Here is a 19,421-nt window from a genome sequence, read left to right as displayed (position 1 = left end):
TCGCTTGGCGGTACGGCACCGCTGCGCCTAGGGGCTGACACCGGCCTGGACGGTGGAGCGTAAAGCACCCAGTCCGTGAATGATATCGAGACACTTATGCCTGCATCGAAACGCACCTTTTGTGGCCTCTTACTACTGCTTGGTTGGGCCACTCTTGCCAGCGCGCAAACACCCCCACCCGTCATTGGGTATCAAGTAGCGTCCGACACCTGGTCGGACCCGCTGGAAGCGCTGGGCACTTTGAGCGCCGACGAGAGCGTGACATTATCCGCTACTGTCACCGACACCATCGCGGAGATCAACTTTGACGATGGTGAACAGGTCGAGCGTGGCCGCTTACTCATTCGTCTGGAAGATGCCGAAGAGCAGGCACTATTGAGAGCAGCGCAAGCGCTCACCGATGAGCGGCGCAATGCATCCGGCCGCGCCTCGCAGCTGCAGCAGCGTAACTTAGCGGCCAGAGCCGACGTCGAAGATACGCAATCTCAGCTCCGCCAAGCGCAAGCCGATGCCCAAGCGCTAGAAGCGCGACTCGAGAATTATCGTATCCTTGCACCGTTTAGCGGCAGGGTCGGCTTTCGTGATGTCAGTGTCGGCACGCTCGTCACCCCAGGTATGGCGCTGGTGACCCTCGACAAGCTCGACGTCATGAAGCTCGACTTCACCGTGCCTGAGGTGTTTTTGGGCCGACTCTCTGCCGGGCTGAGCCTAACGGCCACCACCGCAGCGTATCCAGACGAGGTGTTTCGCGGGGAAATTGCTAGTATCGGCACGCGCATCGATCCCACCTCCCGCAGCGTGAACGTTCGCGCCGAGCTTGCTAACCCCGACTTGAAATTGCGCCCCGGCATGCTGATGGAGGTCATCGTGCAACAGCGCGTGCGCGAGACGCTCGTGCTCCCTGAAGCCGCCCTTCAGCCCAGTGGCAACCGCCATTTCGTCATGGTAATTCAACAGCAGGAGGCCCCGCGCTTAGAACGCCGTGAGGTCGCTATTGGCGAGCGACGCAGTGGCGAGGTCGAAATCCTCGAAGGCCTTCGTGAAGGCGACTTGGTCGTGATCCACGGCCTACAGCTCGCCCGAGAAGGCCAAGAGGTCAGGCTACTGGGCATTGCCGACGAAACGACGGATATTCGCTCGCTGCTGGAGGCTGATCGCTAATGCGTTTATCCGATATTTCCGTCCAGCGGCCCGTGCTCGCCATGGTGATTGCGGCGCTAATCATCGCCTTTGGACTGCTGGCGCTCAATCGTTTACCGCTTCAAGAGTATCCGACTGTCGACCCGCCCATCGTTAGTATCGATACACGCTACCCCGGCGCCTCAGCAAGCGTGGTAGAAACACGTATTACCCAAGTGCTGGAAGATCGTATTGCCGGGGTCGAAGGTATCGAACTGATCACCTCTCAAAGTGAAGATGGCCGCTCGCGTATCGAAATCGAGTTCGCCATCACCATGGATATCAACGCCGCGGCGAACGATATACGCGACCGCATCTCCGGCGCGCTGCGCAATCTCCCAGACGACGCCGACAACCCAGAAGTCACCAAAGCCGATAGCAGCGAAGAGATCGTCGTATGGCTGAGCCTGTCGGGGGCGGACTACTCGATTGCCGAACTCACCGACTACGCCAACCGCTTTCTCGTCGATAGCCTGTCGGTGCAACCCGGCGTTGCCCGCGTGCGTGTCGGCGGCGGCCAAGATTACGCCATGCGCGTGTGGCTCGACCGTAACGCACTGGCGGCTCGCGGCCTAACCGTGGGCGATGTAGAAGACGCATTACGCGCCGAAAACGTCGAGCTACCCGCTGGCTCGATCGAGTCCGATGACCGTCAGTTCATCGTCCGTCTGCCGCGCAGCTTCGCCACCGCCGATGATTTTCAGCGCCTAGCGCTCACTCAAAGCAACAACGGTTATTTGGTACGTCTTGCCGATGTCGCCCGCGTGGAAGTCGGGTCAGTAGAAGATCGCTCGGTGTTCCGAGCCAACGGTGTGCCCATGGTGGGGCTGGGGATGATCATGCAGTCCACCGCCAACGTGATCGAGCTGTCTGAGGCGGTGCAGCAAGAGCTGGAGCGGCTGCAGGGCACGCTGCCCGCGGGCATGTCGCTTGCACTCAATTACGATGCCTCAGTGTTTGTCTCTGGTGCCATCGAGCAGGTCGTCATGACGCTCTTTATTGCCATGGGCCTTGTCGTCATCGTGATTTTTCTGTTCCTAGGCAATCTACGTACGACCCTGGTCCCCGCCGTCACGGTACCGATTGCCGTGATTGGCGCGTTCACGGCGCTGGCCGCAATGAACTTCTCCATCAACCTGCTCACCCTGCTTGCCCTGGTGCTGGCCATCGGGCTGATCGTGGACGACGCCATCGTGGTACTCGAGAACATCAATCGACGCATGCATGACTATGGCGAAACCCCGCTAGTGGCCGCCTTTCGTGGCACGCGACAAATCGCCTTTGCAGTGATCGCCACCACCCTGGTGCTGGTCGCCGTCTTTGTACCACTGAGCATGCTGCAAGGCGACATCGGCCGACTGTTCTCGGAATTTGCCCTGACCATGGCGGCGGCGGTGATCGTCTCTACCCTACTCGCGCTGACGCTAACGCCGATGATGGCCTCCAAGATTCTCAAGCCCGGCATGCACGACAGTCGTATTGGCCAAGGCGTACAGTGGTTGCTGGACGGCACTAAGCGCCGCTATCAATGCGCTCTTGAAACCGTATTGGCAGCCAAATGGCTGGTGGTGGCGCTGTTTGCTTTACTGATCACGGGTACGGCGTGGCTCGCATCGGCGCTGCCCAACGAGTACACCCCCCAGGAGGATCGCGGTAACTTCATCGTGCTGGTGAATGGGCCCGAAGGCGCCACATTCGACTACATGATGGACTACATGGACGAAATCGAGGCGCGGCTAACCCCCTTCGTAGAGAGCGGCGAGCTGGAACGCGTGGTCGTGCGCGCCCCGCGTGGGTTCGGCAATATCGAAAACTTTAACAGTGGGTTCATCATCGTCAATATGGCTGACTGGGGCAGCCGCCGCAGTGCCTGGGAGATCATGGCTGACGTGCGCCAACAGCTTGGCTCGCTGCCTGGCGTCCAAGCCTTTCCGGTGATGCGCCAAGGCTTTGGCCAGCGTACGCAAAAGCCTGTTCAGTTCGTCTTGGGCGGCGGCACCTATGAAGATCTTGCCCGCTGGCGTGATCGGTTGATCAACCACGTACGGGAAAACAACCCGCGCCTGACCGCCATCGAGAGCAACTACGACGAAACCCAGCCCCAGCTAAGGGTGGATATCAATTACGAACGCGCCGCATCGTTGGGCGTTACGGTGACCGAAATAGGCCGCACACTAGAAGTCCTGCTAGGTGGGCGTAACGTGACGCGCTATGTAGATGACGGTGAAGAGTACGACGTCATCGTGGAAGGCGACCGCAGCCGCCAGAACAGCCCGCGAGCGCTGGATAACATTCAGGTGCGCTCGATGCGCACGGGCGAACTGATCCCGCTGGCCAGTCTCGTGACTTTGTCCGATTTTGCCGGGGCTAGCACGCTGAACCGATTTGACCGGGTACGCGCCATCACGATCGAAGCAAACCTCGCTGACGGCTATCCCCTTGGCGAAGCGCTGGCCTACCTCCAAGACGCCGCGGATACGCATCTACCGGAAGAGGTACAAACCAACGTGGCCGGGCCTTCCCGGGATTTCCAGCAGGCCAGCGGCGCAACGACGTTTCTGCTGATCCTCGGCGCGGTGGTGGTCTTCCTGGTGCTGGCGGCTCAATTCGAGAGCCTGATTCACCCCTTCGTCATCATGCTGACGGTGCCACTCGCCATGAGCGGTGCGCTGCTCGCGCTGCTACTCAGCGGCCAGTCGCTGAATATTTATAGCCAAGTCGGCCTAGTACTGCTGATCGGTTTGGCGGCCAAGAACGGTATCTTGATCGTCGAGTTCGCCAACCAACTGCGCGATGAGGGCCAGGGGTTTCGCTCGGCGCTGATCGAAGCCTCGGTGACGCGTTTGCGGCCCATATTGATGACCGCCGTCACCACCATGGCCGGTGCCATTCCGCTGATCATCTCCAGCGGCCCGGGGGCCGAGTCACGCCTAGTGATCGGCACGGTCATCATGGCAGGCGTCGGGGCTGCCACCCTCTTCACGCTGTTCGTCGTGCCGGTGGCCTACGACCTGCTGGCCCGCTACTCCGGCTCGCCTGGGGCGGTCAAGCGTCAGCTCGAAGAGGAGATCGCCAATGCCCCGACGGCGCCACACACGCCGCTGGAAACGCCAGAGCGATGAATCGACGGGCAGTAGAGACACCAAGGGCGCCCAGTGGGCGCCCTTGGTGGTTTAGGCTATCGTAACGGGAGTGCTTATTCGCAGTTACCGATACGCTCGCCTTCGATCGTCGTGTTCATGGTCAGTTCGCCCATGGGCGACTGCGTCAGAATATCCACGGTGCCTTCGATCTGCTCACCCATGAAGCGCATTTCGCCATCGATGGTGGCTTCGCCACCCTCTGCGCGGCATACCATGCTGTAGGAGAGGCCATCGGCATTCATCTCTTGGTCCAGCAGCTCGCAGCCCTCTTCCTCTTCGATGAAACCGAACTCAGCGCCTTCCAGTTCTGCCTGGGTAATGCACTGACGCTCGGTTTCGGTTTGATCGGGAATCTGCATATCGCCACTGACGCTAGTTACGCTGACGAACTCCCACTCGCCGGGCGTCAAATTCGGTGTATCTGCCTGGGCGACCATTGGGAAGGCCGCTAGGGCCGCAACTGCCATGTATCGTTTCATCATCGCTCTCATCTCGCTAGGTGATTCGGGAAAACCCGCTGATATCCTACCTGATTCGCGCAGCAGGCGCCTGCCTGTAAAGCGCACTGCTACACTGAGTCATCATGTCCATGCTTCAGCCAGTGTAACGTTAAAAAGGGCAAACACCATGCAAGACGACGCGTTGATCCATCACGATTTTCACTGCCCTTATTGTGACACCCCGCTCACCTTCGTGATCGACATCTCACAGGGCAGCCATGATACCTGGGAAGGTTGTCATCAGTGCTGTGCGCCCATCCAACTTCAGGTCATCGTTTCGCCGATGACCGGCGAGCTAGAAGCCGTCATCACCGGCCGTGATGACGACGTGCTCTAGCGGCGCTCGAACTCTATTCAAGCCCCTTCGGCCTGCTGCATGGCCGCCTGACGCTTGGCCTCGCTGCGGCGCATGAAATACCACGCCAGCAGCGTCGCCAACGACACCGTCAAAATGATCAACGTCGCCAACGCGTTGATCTTCGGCGACACGCCCATCCGTACCGATGAGAACACCACCATCGGCAGCGTGTTCGCACCCGGGCCCGACACAAAGCTGGCAATGACCAAGTCATCCAGCGAGAGGGTAAACGCCAGCAACCAGCCAGCGGCCAGCGCCGGGGAGATCACCGGGAGCGTCACAAAGAAGAACGTCTTGACCGGGGGCGAGCCCAAATCCATCGCCGCTTCCTCGATGGAGCGGTCCACTTCCCGCAGGCGAGCGGCGACCACCACCGCCACGTAGGCACTACAAAACGTAGTGTGGGCGATCCAAATGGTCGCCATGCCACGGTCAGCAGGCCAACCTATTAGCTGCGCCATTTGCACGAACAGCAGCAGCAGCGACAGACCGGTGATGACTTCCGGCATTACCAGCGGCGCGGTCACCATGCTCGAGAGTGCCGTTTTACCTCGAAAATGTCCGTAGCGGGTCATGACGAAGGCCGCTACCGTTCCCAGGCACACCGCCATGCTGGCGGCAAAGAAGGCAATCTTCAAACTGGTCCACACCGCCGACAAAATCTGCTGGTCGCGGAATAGCTCACCGTACCACTGGGTGGAGAACCCGGCCCATACCGTCACCAGGCGTGATTCGTTGAACGAATACACCACCAGAACGACCATGGGTAGGTACAAAAACAGCAGCCCCAGCACCAGCATCACGGTGGTAAAACTTGGGCGCCGATGCGATCTGATCATTCTTCAAGCTCCCGTGACTGGTAGCGGTGGAACCACACGATAGGGACGAGCAATAGCAGCAGCATGACCATGGCGAGCGCCGAGGCCACGGGCCAATCCCGATTGAGGAAGAACTCTTCCCACAACACCTTACCAATCATCAACGTATCGGGGCCGCCCAGCAGTTCGGGAATCACGAATTCACCGACCGCTGGAATGAACACCAGCATCGAGCCCGCAATGATGCCCCCCATCGAGAGCGGCAGCGTGACCTTCAAGAAGGTGTTGAATTTACGTGACCCAAGGTCCGATGCCGCTTCCAGGAGCGAATTATCCAAACGCGTCAGGTGGGCGTACAGCGGCAGCACCATGAACGGCAGGTAGGCGTAGACGATGCCTACGATCACCGAGAATTGCGTGTTCATCATCCGCAGCGGGGCATCGATGAGACCAAGCCCCATCAGCAGGTTATTGATCAACCCGCTATTGCTGAGAATGCCCATCCAAGCGTAAACCCGAATCAGAAACGACGTCCACGACGGCAGCATCACCAACAGCAGCAGAACCAGCTGCCAGCGCCCTGGCGCACGCGCCATGGCATACGCCATCGGGTAGCCAATCAGCAAACATACCGCCGTGGCAATGAACGCGGTTTTGATCGACCCCCAGTAGGCGGCCACATAGAGCGAATCGGACAACAGAAACAGATAGTTGCCTAAATTCAGAAAAATGTTGAGCGTTTGGTCGGCATACTCCACCAGCGGCCCATAGGGCGGAATGGCGATGGCCGATTCGGATAAGCTGATTTTCAGCACCAGCGCGAACGGGAGCAGGAAAAACAGCGTCAGCCACACCAGCGGAAGTGCAATCACGGCGCGACGGCCTAGCTGCATCCGCTTGATCACGCCTGAAACGCGAGATGGCGTCATCATAGGCAATCTCCTCTCATCCACCTGGGCATTAGCGGTTCAGCACGATAGCGCTGTGGTCTTCCCAGTAAACGTACACGCTATCCTCCCAGGTAGGGCGGTCGCCGCGACGCTCGGTATTGGCCATGCTGACCTTGATCATCTGCCCGGAGGCGGTGCGCACGTAGTAGAGCGAGTAGCCACCCAAATAGGCGATATCGTCCACTTTGCCCGCTTCCCAGTTGTACTCACACGTTGGCTGTTCGCGGGTGAGCCAGATTTTCTCAGGGCGCAACGCTGCCCACACCCGGCGATCCACCGCTTGGGTCGTAATACCGTGATCGATATAGATAGGTCGCGACAGCGCGGGGGATTCGATGCGGCAGTGATCGGCGGCGTCTTCGATGATCTCCCCTTCGAACAGATTCACCGTGCCGACGAATTCAGCCACCATTCTGCTCGCGGGGCTTTCGTAGATATCCACCGGTGAGCCCACCTGCTCGATCCAGCCGTCGGCCATGATCGCCACGCGGTCGGCCATGGTCATGGCTTCTTCCTGGTCGTGGGTCACCATGATGCAGGTGACGCCGACCTGCTCGATGATCTCGACCACCTCCAGCTGCATTTCGGTGCGCAGCTTTTTGTCCAACGCGCCCATGGGCTCATCGAGCAGCAGAAGCTTGGGTCGCTTGGCGAGAGAGCGTGCCAAGGCCACCCGCTGACGCTGACCGCCTGAAAGCTGATGGGGCTTGCGCTTGGCGAAACGCTCCATGTGCACCAGTTTGAGCATCTGAGCCACGCGCGTCTCGATGTCGGCTTTCGGCAACTTGTCCTGCTTCAAACCAAAAGCAATGTTTTGGGCCACGGTCATGTGCGGAAACAGCGCATACGACTGGAACATCATGTTGATGGGCCGTTTATGTGGTGGCATCTCGGTGATGTTCTCGCCACTCAGCAAAATGCGCCCCTCGCTGGGCGTCTCGAACCCCGCCAGCATGCGCAGTAGCGTCGACTTACCCGAGCCAGAGCCGCCGAGCAAGGCAAAAATTTCGCCGCGCTTCACCTGCAAATTCACGTCATCTACGGCAAGCGCATCATCGAACCGCTTGCTCAAACGCTTGACCTCTAAAACGATATCCTCGGCAAAACGAGGCGTCTTGCCCTGGGCGCGAGCCTGAGGAGGTACGGCAGACGAAGCAGAGGGAACGTCGTTCGACAGGGGCGTAGTGACCATTCGCCACTCCCATCAAAAGGCCCGAAAGACCGGGCGATAAAAGACAAACAGCGAGCCGGGCAGCTGCCCGGCTCGCCGTCAGACGATGATTGGCATTAACGTCCAGATTTGACGCGGTTCCAGGTGCGCGTTCGAGCACGCAGCAGCTCCTGGGGTTTTTCGACTTGGACGTAAAGGTTCTTCATTACGTCGGTCTCAGGGTAAATGGCCGGGTCGTTGATCAGCTCATCAGAGAGATACTCGTTAGCAGCCAAGTTGGGGTTGGCGTAACGCACGTACTCGCTGATCTCGGCAGCGATTTCCGGGTCGAGAATGAAATTGATGAACGCGTGGGCGTTCTCAGGATTCGGCGCATCGGCCGGCACCGCCATCATGTCGAACCACAGCGCAGCGCCCTCTTTCGGGATGCTATAACCAATGGTGAAATCACGACCCGCCTCTTCGGCACGCGCAGCGGCCTGGAAGATATCGCCGGAGTAACCCGCCGCCACGCAAATGTCGCCATTAGCGAGGTCAGAAACGTAGCGCGAGGAGTGGAAGTAAGTGATGTTGTCGCGAACGTTGGCAATCAGCTCACCAGCCGCTTCGATGTCTTCGACGGTCTCGTTCAGCGGATCCAAGCCAAGGTACACCATAGCAGGCGACAGCATTTCATCGCCCGAATCCATCATCGATAGACCACAGCCCGCTTCACTCAGCTTAGTGGTAATCTCTGGATCGAACAGCAGTGCCCAGCTATCCAACGGAGCGTCGTCACCGAGAATGTCGGTCACTCGCTCGACGTTATAACCGATGCCGTTGGTGCCCCACATATAAGGAACGGAGTATTCGCTGCCTGGGTCGATGGTTTCGAGATTGGCCATCAGCTCCGGGTCGAGGTTGTCCAAGTTCGGCAGCAGCTCATGGTTCAGCGGCTGGAAAACGCCCGCTTTGAGTTGGCGGGTAAAGTAGTACGTTGACGGCACCACCACGTCGTAGCCAGAACGGCCCGACAAGAGCGCTGCGTCGAGAATTTCGTTACTGTCGTACACATCGTACGTCACTTCGATACCGGTACGCTCGGTGAACTTCTCCAGCGTTTCCGGGGCGATATAGTCAGACCAGTTATATACCCGCACTTCCTCAGCGTGGGCAGCGGCAGCCGCTACGGCAAAAGAGATGGCCGTAACGGCCGCTGAAAGTTTTTGGATGTTCCCCATCTACCTGCTCCTAAATGTAAAATTCACGTCACCACAGCCCACGGTCGGCAACCGACTGCTCTTTGAAGGAAGGCCTGTACGCCAACCCAACGCAGTTGAAAACAGCTTAGGCGATTATCGCAACCGTGCGAATTTTGCGGTGCAGTGCCGCCTACCGCAAGAGCCACCGAAAAATTCTTGTATTAAGCCCCGACTGCCCCCACAACAAGTGTCGCGAAAGGTAGCCAAATCGTTCAATAGTCCACTTCTATTGGAAAGATTCATTTTTCCAATTTTAGCTATTAGTCGTAGCCCGCTACCATTAGCAACAACTTTTTTTACTGCCATCCACCCTTTATGGAGACGTTCTAAATGTCTTTGATTAACACTGAAGTAAAACCGTTTAAAGCCACCGCCTACCTGAACGGCGAATTTATCGATGTTACTGAAGCGGACCTCAAAGGTCAGTGGTCCATTTTCTTCTTCTACCCGGCTGACTTCACCTTCGTCTGCCCGACCGAGCTTGGCGATTTGGCCGACAACTACGAAGCCTTCAAGAAGCTGGGCGTCGAAATCTACAGCGTATCTACCGACACCCACTTTACCCACAAAGCATGGCACGACAGCTCTGAAACCATCGGCAAGCTTCAGTACCCGATGATCGCTGACCCAACCCTGCAAATTTCTCGCAACTTCGAAGTACTGATCGAAGAAGCAGGCCTTGCTGAGCGCGGCACCTTCGTCGTTGACCCCGATGGCAAAATCCAGATCGTCGAAATCAACGCTGGCAACATTGGCCGTAACGCCGAAGAGCTGCTGCGTAAAGTGAAGGCAGCTCAATACGTTCGTGAAAACCCGAACGAAGTGTGCCCGGCCAAATGGAAAGAAGGCGAAGAGACACTTGCCCCGTCTCTGGATCTCGTAGGCAAAATCTAACTCGCCTACCGCTGCCCTACCGGCAGCATGACACCCGGGCACTTGGCCCGGGTGTTCCGTTTAAGCACCCGTATCACCGCATCCCTGTTTTCCCTAGCGCCATTGGCTGCCCGACTGACTCGGCAGCGAGCGTTTTAGGTCGAGAACGACTTACTGCTGACTGCGAGGAAGCCACTGTCATGCTGGACGCCAATTTAAAAAATCAGTTGAAAGCTTACCTGGAAAAAGTGACTCAACCGTTCGAGATCGTTGCGTCCCTCGATGACGGTGCCAAGTCACGTGAATTACTGGGTCTGCTGGAAGATATCAGCAGCCTCACCGATAAGATTACTCTGCACACCGACGGGCAAGACAGCCGTACCCCGTCGTTTGCCATCAACCGCCCCGGAGAAGAGACCGGCGTGGTCTTTGCTGGCATCCCCATGGGCCACGAGTTCACTTCGCTGGTACTGGCGCTGTTGCAAGTGGGTGGCCACCCACCGAAGACCTCTCAAGCGCTGCTGGACCAAATCAAGGATCTCGATGGCGAAATGCTGTTCGAGACCTACTACTCGCTCTCCTGCCAGAACTGCCCAGATGTGGTCCAGGCACTGAACCTGATGGCAATCTTTAATCCGAAGGTGCGCCACGTCGCCATCGACGGTGCGCTGTTCCAGGATGAAGTCGAATCGCGCGAAATCATGTCCGTGCCCAGCATCTACTTGAACGGCAAGCCGTTTGACCAGGGACGCATGACCCTCGAACAGATTCTCGCCAAGGTCGATACCGGCGCTGCAGAACGCGAAGCGAAGAAGCTGAGCGAAAAAGCTGCGTTCGATACGCTCGTCATCGGCGGCGGCCCAGCAGGTGCGTCGGCAGCGATCTACTCCGCCCGTAAAGGCATCAACACCGGCGTTGCCGCTGAGCGCTTCGGCGGTCAAGTCGCCGATACCATGGGCATCGAGAACTTCATCTCCGTCACCCATACCGAAGGTCCCAAGCTGGTCAGCGCGCTCGAAGAGCACGTCAAAGAGTACGACGTCGACGTCATGAATCTGCAGCGCGCTACATCGTTCAAAGCAGCGGAGGCCGATGGCGGCCTGCACGAGGTCACCTTCGAATCTGGCGCGAAGCTGAAGAGCAAGACCCTGGTACTGGCGACCGGCGCCCGCTGGCGCGAAATGAACGTGCCTGGCGAACAGGAGTACCGCAACAAAGGCGTTGCCTACTGCCCCCACTGTGACGGCCCGCTGTTCAAAGGAAAGCGGGTGGCGGTCATCGGTGGCGGTAACTCGGGCGTCGAAGCCGCGATCGACCTGGCCGGCATCGTCGGTCACGTGACGCTGGTGGAGTTCATGGGCGAAATGCGCGCCGATGCCGTCTTGCAGAAGAAGCTGAAGAGCCTGCCCAACGTCGACATCGTGCTGAACGCTCAGACCACCGAGGTCACTGGCGACGGCAGCCGTGTCAACGGCCTGACTTACAAAGACCGCAATACCGATGAAGTGAAGAGCATCGCACTGGAAGGCATTTTCGTACAAATCGGCTTGGTGCCCAACACCGAGTGGTTGAAAGGCTCGCCCATCGAAATGTCCCCGCGTGGCGAGATCATCGTCGATGCCCACGGCATGACCTCGGTGCCCGGCGTGTTCGCCGCAGGCGATGTGACCACCGTGCCTTACAAGCAGATCATCATTGCCATGGGTGAAGGCGCCAAAGCGTCCTTGGGTGCCTTCGACTACCTGATTCGTCATTAAGCAAATGACTGGCTAAGAGGGCGGCCGTACCGCCCTACTGAGTTCGTTCCCTTTGACGTGAAGACCGTGACGTCACGCCCGCCTCCCTGCGGGCGTTCTTTTATGCGCGGGCGCTACACACTGGGCAGGCAGGATCTCTCGGCACTTGGAAATGGCGCCACTGGCCGCTCAAGCCATCGAAGGTGGACAAGCCCTGATGTGACCTGCCCGCGCCGCTGATCAGTTTGAACGCTTCGACCGCCTGGAAACAGCCGATCAGCCCCACCAGCGGGGCCATGACCCCGCTCTCCGCACAGCTCAACGTTTCGTCGTCACTATCGCCTGGCGGGTAGAGGCAGGCATAGCAGGGGCAGGCATCATCACGGGGATCAAACACCGCCAACTGGCCCGAAAAGCGAATCGCTGCACCGGAAATCAGCGGCACGCCCGCCCGCTGAGAGGCGGCATTGATGGCATAGCGACTGGAGAATCGATCGGTGCAGTCCAGCACTACGTCGGCCGAGGCCACCAAGTCCATGAGCGCCTCGCCTTCGGCATGTTGCTCGATCGCCACGACATGGCACTCCGGGTTGAGCGCCTGCATACGCTCCTTCGCTGAGCGCGCTTTGTTGACCCCCAGACTGGCTTGCTGGTGGGCAATTTGACGCTGTAAATTTGTCAACTCCACCTGATCCGCATCGACGATGGTGATCCTGCCAACGCCCGCCGCCGCCAGATAGAGCGCTACCGGCGAGCCGAGCCCGCCGGCACCAATGATCAGGGCATGAGCAGCACTCAGGCGCTCCTGGCCGCCAATATCGACCTCGGGCAGCATGATTTGGCGGCTATAGCGCAGCAGCGCCTGATCGTCCATCATCGCGTTACTTATCCTCAAACTCCTCGATATCGGGGATGTGCAGGCTAAAGCTCTCCTTTACCTCTTCCATCACCACGTAGCTTTTCGACTCTTTCACGCCGGGAAGGGTCAGCACTACATCGCCCAATAGCTGACGATACGCGGCCATTTCGGGAATGCGGCACTTCAAAATATAGTCGAACTGCCCAGAGACCAAGTGACACTCCTGAATCTGCGGCAGCTTCTCGACCGCTCGGCGGAACTCGTCGAACACCGTCGGCGATTGGGTTTCCAGACTAATTTCGACGAACACCAGCAAATTCGCCTTGAGCGCCCGGGGATCGAGAATGGCTTGGTAGCCGCGGATGATGCCCGCTCGCTCCAGGCGTTTGACACGCTCCAAACAAGGGGTTGTGGATAACCCAACTTCCGAAGCAAGGTCTACATAGGAGATACGTGCGTTTTCCTGCAGACAGCGCAGAATCTTCAGGTCGATACGGTCCAGCGTTCTATTTTTTGGTTTCATGGCAGGATCCAATACTGATGAATCAGGCAGTTATTCGAGATGCCCCAGGGTAACCCGTTCATGGCCGCCGATGTCTTGTACGCTTTCAACGTTTTGATAGCCCGCCTGCATCAATGCTTGGCGAACGCAGGCAGCCTGCTGGTAACCGTGCTCTAGCGCCAGCCAGCCGCTGGGAGAAAGAAACGCTTGGGCAGCGATGATCAGATGCATCAAGTCCGCCATGCCATCCCCCTCGGCCACCAGCGCCGAACGGGGCTCGAAGCGCACGTCACCCTCGGACAAATGCGGGTCGTCGGCGGCGATGTAAGGCGGGTTACTCACGATGATATCGAATGCATCGCCGTCAGGCGGCACTCCCAGCGAAGCAAACCAGTCGCTCAGCAAAAAAGTTGCGTTAGCGATGTGCAGTGTCTGAGCATTGTGAGTGGCAAGCGACACTGCCTCCGGCCGAACATCGACCCCAATGACTTGCCACATCGGCCGCTCACTGGCAAAGGCCAGCGCGATAGCCCCGGTGCCCGTCCCCAAATCGAGCAGCCTGCCGCTGGGCGCTTTGGCACGCGCCAGCACGACGTCCACTAGCGTTTCGGTATCGGGACGGGGGATCAGCGTAGAGGGCGAGGTGGCTAGCGGCAGGCCCCAAAACTCGCGCTCTCCGGTCAAGTAAGCCACCGGCTGTCCCTGAGCACGCGCGGCGACCAAGGCGTCAAAGCGAGCATGCTCCCAGGTGGGGCATTCGCTATCGCCCCAAGTGTATAGCCACGTGCGGCTGCGGCTTGCAGCGAATGCCATCAACACCTCAGCATCGATCCGTGGCGATGGCGAACCGGCGCGCTGCAACCGCTGGGCAGCGCTCTTCAGAAGGGCGTCGAACGTCATCAAGCGTCCTGCAGCGCCGAGAGCTGTTCTGCTTGGTACTCGTGAATCAGAGGCTCGATGACGTCGTCCAATTGCTCGCCGCTCACTACTTCGGTCAGCTTGTAGAGCGTCAGGTTGATCCGGTGGTCGGTAATGCGCCCTTGGGGGAAGTTGTACGTCCGGATTCGCTCGCTGCGATCCCCCGACCCTACCAACGAGCGGCGAGCATCGGCCTGCTCCTGGCGCTGTGAATCCACGGCGTTGCGTTTGAGCTTGGCGGCCAGCAGCGACATCGCTTTGGCACGGTTCTTGTGCTGGCTACGCTCTTCCTGGCACTCCACCACCACGCCGGTGGGCAGGTGGGTAATACGGATCGCGGAGTCGGTGGTATTGACGTGCTGACCACCGGCACCGCTGGAGCGGTAGGTATCAACCCGCAAATCGGCCGGATTGATATCGATATCCCCCACCTCGTCCACCTCGGGCATCACCGCGACGGTGCACGCTGACGTGTGGATACGCCCCTGCGATTCGGTTGCCGGTACGCGCTGCACCCGGTGAGCGCCCGACTCGAACTTGAGCCGCGCGTAGACGCCTTCACCCTTCACCCGGGAGATGACTTCTTTATAACCGCCCTGCTCGCCGTGGCTGGCACTGACGACTTCGACACGCCAGCCACGCTTTTCCGCATAGCGGGAGTACATGCGAAACAGATCGCCCGCAAAAATAGCGGCTTCGTCCCCGCCAGTACCTGCACGCACTTCCAAAAAGACGCCGCGCCCATCGTCGGGATCTTTCGGGATCAGCAGGCGCTTGAGCTCCACGTCGAGCGTTTCCAACTGCTCGCGGCCTTCGATGATCTCCATCTCGGCCAGCTCGCGCATGTCGGGGTCGCTGTCGCGGCTGAGCTGCTCGGCGTCGGCAATGCTCTGTTCCACGTCGAGATAACGCTTCCACGCGGCGACCAGCTCTTCGAGTTCGGCGTACTCACGGGAGTAGTCGCGAAAGCGCTGTTGATTGTTGATCACCTCAGGATCCGACAGCAGCATGGCCAGCTCTTCGAACCGGTCGGAAAAGCTGTCTAAACGTTGGCGCAAAGTCTCTTTCATGCGGGCGTATCATCCTTCTGGCGTTTTGCCGAGGGCGCAGGCTGCTCGAAGGCGGGCTTCGGTGGTAGCAGCAGGCGCGGCGCGGCGCTGAGCAAATCGTGGTTTTCCTGGGCAGCCGCTTCGCGAATGGTCAGCGTCGGCTGATGCATGAACCGGTTAGCGAGCTGGTGCGCCAAACGCTCGACCACTTTGGCGGGGTCTTCGCCTTTGGCCAGACGCTCCAACGCCTGGTCGCGGGCTTGGTCGCGCAGCGATTCACCGTGACGCCGAAAATCGCGAATCACTTCGCCCCCATTGCGTACCCGCCGCTCCTGCTGCCAGCTCCCCACGCCGTGTTCGATCAGCGACTCGGCTTGGTCGGCCGCAACCTGGCGATGACGCCGGTTCTCCTCGATCACCTCTTCCAGGTCATCGACGGTATACAGGAACACGTCCGCCAGCTCCCCCACTTCCGGCTCGATATCCCGGGGCACGGCGATGTCTACCATGAAGACCGGGCGATGGCGGCGCTTCTTCAGCGCCCGCTCGACCATGCCCTTACCCAGAATCGGCAGCGGCGAGGCGGTGGACGAGATGACGATATCGGCACGCTCCAAGGCGTCGGGAATTTCCGGCAGGGTAATCGCCGTGCCTCCGAGCGAAGAGGAGACCCGTTCGGCACGTTCACGGGTACGGTTGGCAACGGTGAGCTGACGTACCCCCGCCTCGTGCAGGTGGCGAGCCACTAGTTCGATGGTCTCCCCCGCACCTATCAATAGCGCATTGGCGCGGCTGAAATCATCGAAAATGCGGCTGGCCATGCTAACGGCGGCATAGGCCACCGACACCGGGTTCTTGCCGATTCCGGTTTCGGTGCGTACCTGTTTGGCCACGGCAAAGGTGTGCTGAAAAAGCCGCTCCAGCTCGCCACCCAGCCCCTTGGCCTGGCGCGCCTGCTGGTAAGCCTCTTTCAACTGACCCAGAATCTGTGGCTCGCCCAACACCATGGAGTCCAGACCAACGGCCACGCGCATCAAGTGACGCGCGGCATCGTTATCGTGGTAGTGGTAGGCACAGCGGGTAAGCTCTTCCACACGCAAATTATGAAAACGGCCCAGCCAGTCCAATACGGTTTGCTCACCGGCGGCATCCGTCACACAGTAAAGCTCCGTGCGATTACACGTCGAAAGTACCGCTGCTTCGCTGATGTGAGGCAGGCTGCGCAGCTCGGCCAGCGCGCTTTCTAGCTGCGTTGGCGTAAAAGCCACCTGCTCGCGCACCGCGACGGTAGCAGTACGATGATTGATTCCCAGGGCAAGAAGCGTCATGGGTTATGCGTCTTCGCTAGTGGATCGGTCGTCACGTCACTGTCGGTCATTGTTTCTTGGCTTGCTGATACAAGTCTAAGAGAGCAGCTTTGTAAGTGAATTGCGCTGACTCGGCTCTTTTTCAAGGAGAGTCATTCTATCACAGCCGAGCATCTTCTGGCGCACACCACTTTGCCGCAGGCAGCCAAGCCGCTATGCTGAACACTCGGCCACTTGATCGAGATACGCATGCCCCATCGCGCAACACTTCTGGGTATTCCCCTTTCGTTTTCGGGTTTTCCACTGTACCCCCTGGCCGCCATGCTGATGTTGAGCGGCTGTCAGCTCTCGCCCTCGCTGCTGGGTAACGACGCGCCATCTCGTGTCGATGATCCCATGGCATCGGCGCCCCCCATCACACGCGGCTTGGATGCCGCAGGCTTGAGCACCCTGCTGGCCGCCGAGCTGGCCGGGCAGCGAGGCGACTACCGCTATGCTGGGCAAGGCTATCTCGACGCCGCGCAGCGCTATACCTCGCCGGGGCTTGCCGAACGCGCCACGTTTGCTGCTCGGTTTGGTAACGACGCGGCGTTGATGGAAAGCGCCGCGCTTCGCTGGCGTGAGCTCGATCCACAAGCAGAGACGCCCAACCGCCTGTTAGCGTCGCTGTCGCTTCAGCGTGGCGATTGGCTCGACAGCCTTGAGCAACGACTCGCCATCGCCAGGGCTGGCGGTAACGGTGAGATCGCCACCTTTGCCGAAATCGCTGTAGCGGAAGAGGCACCGCTACGCCTGCTAGCCCAGCAGTTACGACGCTATCTCGGCGAGCCCGGCGCCGCCCAGCGCGAGTTTCATAGCGATGTGCTGCTAGGTACCGCCTTGATCGAAGCCGCCCTAGGAGAAACGCAAACGGCGCAGCGCTACTTGAACGAGGTGGAGCAACAAGCCCCCGAGTCATCCGCGCTATGGCTTGCCAAAGCCCGTCTAGCACTTGAAACCGGCGACCACCGTGGCGCACAGCGAGCCGCCCAGCAGGGCTTGAACCTTGCCCCGGACGACGTGCGATTCATCCTCATGCTGGCTCAGGCAGAAATCCGGCTCAACAACATTACCGCCGCCGAGGAGCAAACCAACGCGCTTCTCGATAGTCATGGCGGCAACCAGGAACTACGTATTGCTCTCGCCCAGCTTTATTTAGAAGAGGGACACAGCGAGCCCGCCTATCGGCTGCTGCAACCATTGATTGGTCAAGAGAACGTCCCAAACCTCGTCTACTTCCTGATGGGTGCCATTGCGCAGTCTCAAGATGAAGTCGACAATGCCCTTCTTTACTATCGACAAGTGCAGGAGGGCAACGAGTTTCTTCCCGCCAGAGCCGCAGCGGCCAACATGCTGATCGACGACGACCGCCTGCTGGACGCCCGCGCCTTTCTGCGCATCGAGCGTATGCGCCATGATGCTTACTTTGGCGACTTGGTACGGCTAGAAGTACAGCTGCTCGACGAGCTCTCACGTCAAGAGGACGCCACGGCGTTACTGAATCGTGAACTCATCCGCACGCCGGATGACACCAGCCTTCTTTACATGCGTGCCATGCGCGCCTGGGAGAGAGGTGATTTGGCCGGCATGGAGCAGGATTTACGTCAGATCCTGCGCACCGAGCCCAACAATGCCGATGCGCTGAACGCGCTGGGCTACACTTTGGCCGATCTCAATATTGCTGGCAGGCTAGAGGAGGCCCGCGACCTGATCGAGCGCGCCTACGAGGCCGACCCTAATAACCCCGCAGTACTCGATAGTATGGGGTGGGTATACTTCCGACTTGGCCAGCCCAATGACGCACTCGCATGGCTGGAGAGTGCCTACGCCCAAATGCCCGACCAAGAAATTGCCGCGCACCTCGCCGAGGTTCTGCACTCGCTGGGACGTAGCGATGAAGCGCGAGAGCTCATCGAGCGAATTCTTCAGCGCGCGGCGTATCACCCGCAAATCGATGATTTGCTAGAACGCCATCCTGAACTTAGGCCCGTACGCGCGCCCTAAGGCTTACGCTTGGCGGGCGCACTAGCGCCCGCACGCTCTCTTAATCGACAGCCACCTTTGTAAATAGCAATGACATGGAGCCAGTTATGTTGACCTCTTTTTTGCACCGCGCGCCCTCTAGCACGCCCTCTTGCTACCGCGCTGCACGCTTATGGGTAGCGGCCTTGGCCATCGCCACCCTGGCAGGCTGTGCCAGCCAATCGCCGGTCGATGAGAGCGGCCGCCAAGCAGGGCAATGGGAACGCCAGCAGGCCGAGGTCGAAGCGTTCGACACCTGGACCCTGGTAGGTAAAGCGGGACTGCGCACCCCCCAGGAGAACACCAGCGCCAACCTGGACTGGAACCAAACACCCTACTATTTCCGCATGCTGATCAGCGGTCCCTTCGGCGGTGGCCGTAGCGTACTGGAAGGCCGTGAAGGCCGCTTCTCGCTGACCACCAGCGAAGGCCGTTTCGAAGCCGAAACGCCAGAAGCCTTGATGGAAGAGCAGCTTGGCTGGTCGCTGCCGGTGCGCGCCATGCCCGACTGGGTGCGCGGCCTGCCCGGCGATCACGCCAGCTACCAGCTAGAAACCGACGAGCTGGGTTTTCCGAGCTTCTTGCAGCAGGATGGCTGGGAGATCGATTACCGCGACTGGGAGCAGGCAGAAGGCATGTGGCTGCCGCGCCGTCTAGTGATGAACTATGGCGACGTGCGTATTACCCTGGTCGTCAATCAGTGGCAGGCGTCACAGTAGTCTTCTCGGGCTGGCCTAGCGCCAGCCCTTTTCATAC

Annotated in this window: 17 protein-coding genes; 7 read left to right on the top strand and 10 right to left on the bottom strand. The window is 59.3% G+C overall.

Annotation, left to right across the window (positions count from 1 at the left end; translation table 11 throughout):
• Positions 1-96: 96 nt before the first annotated feature.
• A complete protein-coding gene (locus FRH_RS12040; RefSeq protein ID WP_281996934.1) occupies positions 97-1,161 on the top strand; it encodes an efflux RND transporter periplasmic adaptor subunit in 1,065 nt (354 codons plus the stop codon).
• Positions 1,161-4,301 (top strand): efflux RND transporter permease subunit, encoded by a 3,141-nt coding sequence (locus FRH_RS12035; protein WP_281996933.1) that lies wholly within the window; start codon positions 1,161-1,163, stop codon positions 4,299-4,301. The genes FRH_RS12040 and FRH_RS12035 overlap by 1 nt, the downstream gene beginning before the upstream one ends.
• Positions 4,302-4,375: 74 nt before the next feature.
• Here FRH_RS12035 and FRH_RS12030 read toward each other — a convergent pair whose 3' ends face one another.
• Positions 4,376-4,789 (bottom strand): DUF3617 family protein, encoded by a 414-nt coding sequence (locus FRH_RS12030; RefSeq protein WP_139525562.1) that lies wholly within the window; start codon positions 4,787-4,789, stop codon positions 4,376-4,378.
• A gap of 160 nt (positions 4,790-4,949) precedes the next feature.
• Here FRH_RS12030 and FRH_RS12025 point away from each other — a divergent pair, with 160 nt between their 5' ends.
• Positions 4,950-5,159 (top strand): CPXCG motif-containing cysteine-rich protein, encoded by a 210-nt coding sequence (locus tag FRH_RS12025; RefSeq protein ID WP_281996932.1) that lies wholly within the window; start codon positions 4,950-4,952, stop codon positions 5,157-5,159.
• A 17-nt stretch (positions 5,160-5,176) separates the two neighbouring features.
• Here FRH_RS12025 and FRH_RS12020 read toward each other — a convergent pair whose 3' ends face one another.
• The 4 genes from FRH_RS12020 to FRH_RS12005 form a co-directional block, all read right to left on the bottom strand.
• Positions 5,177-6,019 (bottom strand): ABC transporter permease subunit, encoded by an 843-nt coding sequence (locus FRH_RS12020; protein ID WP_139525560.1) that lies wholly within the window; start codon positions 6,017-6,019, stop codon positions 5,177-5,179.
• Complete coding sequence (locus FRH_RS12015) at positions 6,016-6,927, bottom strand: ABC transporter permease subunit (protein ID WP_139525559.1); 912 nt, start codon at positions 6,925-6,927, stop codon at positions 6,016-6,018. Before FRH_RS12015 ends, FRH_RS12020 begins: the two co-directional genes overlap by 4 nt.
• Before the next feature lie 31 nt (positions 6,928-6,958).
• A complete protein-coding gene (potA, locus tag FRH_RS12010) occupies positions 6,959-8,140 on the bottom strand; it encodes a polyamine ABC transporter ATP-binding protein (protein ID WP_239296237.1) in 1,182 nt (393 codons plus the stop codon).
• Positions 8,141-8,235: 95 nt separating this feature from the next.
• Complete coding sequence (locus tag FRH_RS12005; protein WP_139525557.1) at positions 8,236-9,339, bottom strand: polyamine ABC transporter substrate-binding protein; 1,104 nt, start codon at positions 9,337-9,339, stop codon at positions 8,236-8,238.
• A 351-nt stretch (positions 9,340-9,690) separates the two neighbouring features.
• On the opposite strand from FRH_RS12005, the gene ahpC reads away from it, so the two are divergent.
• Together ahpC and ahpF are read left to right on the top strand one after the other, a co-directional pair.
• Positions 9,691-10,254, top strand: coding sequence for an alkyl hydroperoxide reductase subunit C (gene ahpC, locus FRH_RS12000; RefSeq protein ID WP_139525556.1), 564 nt, complete (start codon positions 9,691-9,693; stop codon positions 10,252-10,254).
• Between the two features lie 179 nt (positions 10,255-10,433).
• Entirely contained in the window at positions 10,434-11,990 is a 1,557-nt protein-coding gene (ahpF, locus tag FRH_RS11995; protein ID WP_139525555.1) for an alkyl hydroperoxide reductase subunit F, read from the top strand.
• A 100-nt stretch (positions 11,991-12,090) separates the two neighbouring features.
• Here ahpF and moeB read toward each other — a convergent pair whose 3' ends face one another.
• The 5 genes from moeB to hemA are packed head-to-tail and all read right to left on the bottom strand — an operon-like array spanning position 12,091 to position 16,625.
• On the bottom strand, positions 12,091-12,846 hold the full coding sequence (gene moeB, locus FRH_RS11990; protein WP_153842406.1) for a molybdopterin-synthase adenylyltransferase MoeB: 756 nt from the start codon (positions 12,844-12,846) through the stop codon (positions 12,091-12,093).
• A gap of 4 nt (positions 12,847-12,850) precedes the next feature.
• The gene (locus tag FRH_RS11985) at positions 12,851-13,351 is read right to left on the bottom strand and encodes an Lrp/AsnC ligand binding domain-containing protein (protein WP_139525553.1); all 501 of its coding nucleotides are present in this window, start codon (positions 13,349-13,351) and stop codon (positions 12,851-12,853) included.
• 30 nt (positions 13,352-13,381) lie between these two features.
• A complete protein-coding gene (gene prmC, locus FRH_RS11980; RefSeq protein WP_153842405.1) occupies positions 13,382-14,230 on the bottom strand; it encodes a peptide chain release factor N(5)-glutamine methyltransferase in 849 nt (282 codons plus the stop codon).
• Complete coding sequence (gene prfA / locus FRH_RS11975; RefSeq protein WP_153842404.1) at positions 14,230-15,318, bottom strand: peptide chain release factor 1; 1,089 nt, start codon at positions 15,316-15,318, stop codon at positions 14,230-14,232. The genes prmC and prfA overlap by 1 nt, the downstream gene beginning before the upstream one ends.
• Positions 15,315-16,625 carry a glutamyl-tRNA reductase gene (gene hemA, locus FRH_RS11970; protein WP_153842403.1) on the bottom strand — a complete coding sequence of 437 codons (1,311 nt, stop codon included), beginning with the start codon at positions 16,623-16,625 and terminating at the stop codon, positions 15,315-15,317. Before hemA ends, prfA begins: the two co-directional genes overlap by 4 nt.
• A gap of 228 nt (positions 16,626-16,853) precedes the next feature.
• Here hemA and FRH_RS11965 point away from each other — a divergent pair, with 228 nt between their 5' ends.
• Both FRH_RS11965 and lolB read left to right on the top strand, forming a co-directional pair.
• Positions 16,854-18,647 carry a tetratricopeptide repeat protein gene (locus tag FRH_RS11965; RefSeq protein WP_281996931.1) on the top strand — a complete coding sequence of 598 codons (1,794 nt, stop codon included), beginning with the start codon at positions 16,854-16,856 and terminating at the stop codon, positions 18,645-18,647.
• A gap of 86 nt (positions 18,648-18,733) precedes the next feature.
• Entirely contained in the window at positions 18,734-19,384 is a 651-nt protein-coding gene (gene lolB / locus FRH_RS11960) for a lipoprotein insertase outer membrane protein LolB (protein ID WP_153842401.1), read from the top strand.
• The last annotated feature ends 37 nt before the right edge of the window (positions 19,385-19,421 follow it).

Origin of the sequence: Halomonas sp. A020 (assembly GCF_027943625.1) — a bacterium.
In the GTDB taxonomy this organism is placed as follows: Bacteria; Pseudomonadota; Gammaproteobacteria; order Pseudomonadales; family Halomonadaceae; genus Vreelandella; species Vreelandella piezotolerans.
Note: the sequence above shows the minus strand (reverse complement) of the source record. Positions and strands in the feature narration are given on the sequence as shown.